5 protein-coding genes are annotated in these 3,434 nt (G+C 68.4%); all 5 read right to left on the bottom strand.

Annotated features, from left to right (window positions below):
• A partial coding sequence (locus ABZ281_RS42915; RefSeq protein WP_356663512.1) for an SDR family NAD(P)-dependent oxidoreductase occupies positions 1-168 on the bottom strand: 168 nt, incomplete at its 3' end.
• A 38-nt stretch (positions 169-206) separates the two neighbouring features.
• Entirely contained in the window at positions 207-1,058 is an 852-nt protein-coding gene (locus ABZ281_RS42910) for a fumarylacetoacetate hydrolase family protein (RefSeq protein WP_356663508.1), read from the bottom strand.
• Between the two features lie 67 nt (positions 1,059-1,125).
• Complete coding sequence (locus ABZ281_RS42905) at positions 1,126-1,464, bottom strand: L-rhamnose mutarotase (protein ID WP_356663506.1); 339 nt, start codon at positions 1,462-1,464, stop codon at positions 1,126-1,128.
• An 85-nt stretch (positions 1,465-1,549) separates the two neighbouring features.
• Complete coding sequence (locus ABZ281_RS42900; protein WP_356663510.1) at positions 1,550-2,434, bottom strand: carbohydrate ABC transporter permease; 885 nt, start codon at positions 2,432-2,434, stop codon at positions 1,550-1,552.
• A 77-nt stretch (positions 2,435-2,511) separates the two neighbouring features.
• On the bottom strand, positions 2,512-3,288 hold the full coding sequence (locus tag ABZ281_RS42895) for a sugar ABC transporter permease (protein ID WP_356663504.1): 777 nt from the start codon (positions 3,286-3,288) through the stop codon (positions 2,512-2,514).
• Positions 3,289-3,434 lie beyond the last annotated feature (146 nt).

The following is a 3,434-nucleotide window of genomic DNA, read 5'->3' as shown; positions in this document are numbered from 1 at the left end:
GTCGCCGAGGTCGGCCCTGATGGCGATCAGCGGCTCGGGGGCGCCGGAGGGGCCGAGGTCGAGGACGGCCACCGTGGCGCCGTGCTCGGCCAGCATCCGGGACGTGGCCAGCCCGATGCCGGACGCGCCGCCGGTGACGACGGCCTTGAGCCCTGACAGGCCGCTCAAACTGCTCAACTGACTCGCCTTGCTCAAGGGGGCGCCTTTCACGCTTGGCCGAAGGTCTGGCGCTGGGCGCCGAGCCCGTCGACCGAGATCTCGACGGTGTCGCCGGGGCGGAGATAGGGGGCGCCGGGGAGGCCAAGGGCCACGCCCGCGGGCGTACCGGTGTTGATCACGTCGCCCGGCTCCAGGACCATGTACTGGCTCAGGTACGACACGATGTGGTCGACCGCGAAGATCATGTCGCTGGTGTGGCCGTCCTGCCGCTTCATCCCGTTGACGCTCAGGTGCAGCCCGAGGTTCTGCGGATCTCCCACCTCGTCGGCGGTCACCAGCCATGGCCCGAGCGGGTTGAAGGTCTCGCAGGACTTGCCCAGGTCCCACTGCGGGGAGTACTCCAGCTGGAACTCCCGCTCCGAGACGTCATGGCTGATCGCGTACCCCGCGATCACGGCCCGCGCGGCTTCCGGACCGTCGAGGTAGCGGGCTCGCCGTCCGATGACGACCGCCAGCTCGACCTCCCAGTCGGTCTTCACGGAGCCGCGGGGGATCAGCACCTCGTCGTACGGTCCGACCACCGTGCCCGGGTCCTTCATGAACACCACCGGCCGCGCGGGGATCGCCGCGTCCGTCTCGGCGGCGTGGTCGCGGTAGTTCAGCCCGACGCAGACGATCTTGCCGGGGCGGTCGAGAGGGGCACCGATCCGCACACCGTCCGGGTCCAGTTCGGGCAGACTGCCCGTCGCGACCGCCGCTCGGGCCCGGTCGACACCGTCCGAGGCGAGGAAGGCGCCGTCGATGTCGGAGGTCACGGAGGCCAGGTCGAGCAGCCGGCCTTCCTCGGTGCGGACTGCGGGACGCTCCTCGCCGGGCGCGCCGACTCGTAGAAGTTTCACTGGGTGTTCCTTGCCATGGGTGGTTGTCAGGTGGCTCGGGCGAGGGATGGCGGTTGGGGGGTGAGTGTCACGGTGTGCCGGGATCGCTCAGATGCCAGATCTCGGTCAGGTCCGACCAGCTGCCCCCGGTGCCGGTATCGGCCCAGGGCTCCTGGCAGGGGCCGGTGAGCTTCCACCAGGCCAGGGTGGTCGCGTCGGCGCCGATCGCGGCCATGTCGGCCTCGAAGTCGTCGCCGTGGTACTCGAAGTAGGCGAACAGCGTGTCCTCGCGCAGAAAGATGCTGTAGTTGCGGATGTTCGCGGCCCGCAGCGCGGCCTCCACGCCCGGCCAGACCGCGGAGTGCAGGCGCAGATACTCCTCACGGTGCTCGGACCGCAGGCGGATCGTCTGGGCAACCCGTTTCATCGGGGTCCTTCCGGCGAGTGTGGGAGGCGTCGCCAATACGGCGGCGTAGCCACTAGGGCGCGGCGCCGAGGGTGCGGCTGCTGCCTCACTCCTTGGTCGCGCCGGCGAGCATGCCGGCCACCAGAGCGCGTTGGGAGAAGAGGAAGACGATCAGGACCGGCACGATGGTCACCAGGGTGGCCAGGGCCAGTTCGGGTCGCATGATCTGGTTTCCCGCGCCGCTGGAGGTGTTGAACAGCGGTGAGGCGGCGAGCAGGTTGTTCAGTCCCACCTGCGCCGGGTATTGGGAGCTGTCGGGCAGCATCACGAACGGCAGGAAGAAGTTGTTCCAGTTGCCGACGAAGTTGAAGAAGCCGACCAGTGCGATCACGGGCTTGGCCAGCGGCATCGCGACGAGACGGAAGACCTGCCATTCCGAGCAGCCGTCGATGCGCGCGGCGGACAGCAGGTCTGCGGGGACGTTGGAGGAGAAGTAGATGTAGGTGAGGTAGACCCCGAACGGGAAGAAGGAGAAGGGCAGGATGACCGACCAGATCGTGCCGTCCAGGTGTACGGCGTTCATCCCCAGGTACAGGGGCAGCACCATCGCGGCTGTCGGCATGAGCATCACCAGCATGGTGATGGTCAGCAGCATCCGGCGCCCGATGAACTGGGTGAGAGCCAGCGCGTACCCGGCGGGGATCGATGTCACGAGGGTGATGGCCAGTGCGCCGAAGGTGTAGAGGGCCGAGTTCTTCAGCCAGGTGAGGACGGCGCCGTCCTGGAAGGCGTAGAGGTGGTGCCAGGCGTCGGTGACCGCGGTGAGGGAGCCGAAGGAGAACGGGTTGTCCCGCACGATCTGACCGTCGGTCTTGGTCGTGGCCAGCAGGAGCCACACCACCGGCACACAGAAGAACAGCACGGCCAGGCCCATGACGATGAGCCAGGCCAGCCGGGCGGCCAGTGAGCGTGGGCGGCGCGTCCGGCGCATGGGCTTCCTCGGGCTGGTGCGGGCGCCGACCGTACGGGGCGGCGGCGTTCGGCGGGCTGTGGTCGTGGGAGCCGTGGTCATCCTTCCTCCCTGTCGAACAGGCCGGTACGGAAGACGACAAGCGCCGCGCAGGCGAGTCCAAGGACGAGGAGGTCGACGGAGAGTGCCGCCGCGCCGTTGAAGTCGCCCGCCTGGAAGGCGTACTGGTAGGAGAGCTGGTTCGGTGACCAGCTGTCGGGGATCATGCCCCAGCTGGCGAGGGAGACCAGTTGCGGCTCGACGAAGAGCTGGGTGCCGGCCGCGAAGGCCAGGATCAGCATGTACGCGATCCACTTGGTGATCATCGGGATCTGGATGCGCAGGGCGATCTGGAGCGTGCTGGCGCCGTCGATGCGGGCGGCTTCCAGGATTTCGTCGGGGATGCTGTTGAGCGCGCCGTACATGACCACGATCCAGCCGCCCGCCCCGGTCCAGAAGGCGATGACGGTGAAGAGCACCGGCAGGTGGCCGGGGGCGTTGACCTGGGCGAGGGTGTTCCAGCCGAAGCCCTTCAGCAGCCAGCCGACGGGACTGGCAGCCGGGTCGAGGAGGATCAGGAAGAGCAGCACACTCGCCACTCCGGCGAGGGCCCCCGGCAGGTAGAACAGGAACCTCAGGGTGGTGGAGGCCCTGCGCATGCGGCCGTGCAGCATCAGGGAGAGCAGCACCACCAGGATCATCAGGCCGGCCAGCCAGACCACCAGGTACAGGCCGATGTGGAGGAAAGCCGGTCCGAAGCGGTAGTCGGTGAACGTCCGGGTGAAGTTGCCGATCCCGACGAGCTGGTTGCGGGAGTTGGACAGCGCCAGCCACACGGCGTAACCGGTGGGCAGGACGCCGAAGGCGAGCAGGAGGAGGACATAGCCGGAGACGAAGACGTAACCCCGTGCCGGTCACGCCGAGGTAGGCGTACCCGCCCCGGACCCAGGCGCCCAGCGTGTACGTCGAGTTGGGCTTCACC

This window comes from Streptomyces sp. NPDC006265 (assembly GCF_040613555.1).
Lineage (GTDB): Bacteria > Actinomycetota > Actinomycetes > Streptomycetales > Streptomycetaceae > Streptomyces.
This window is presented reverse-complemented; position numbering and strand designations above follow the sequence as displayed.

Bases quoted from the DNA above. Each gene is read 5' to 3' on its own strand.
- ABZ281_RS42905 (WP_356663506.1), bottom strand. From the start codon at position 1,464: ATGAAACGGGTTGCCCAGACGATCCGCCTGCGGTCCGAGCACCGTGAG.
- ABZ281_RS42900 (WP_356663510.1), bottom strand. From the start codon at position 2,434: ATGCGCCGGACGCGCCGCCCACGCTCACTGGCCGCCCGGCTGGCCTGG.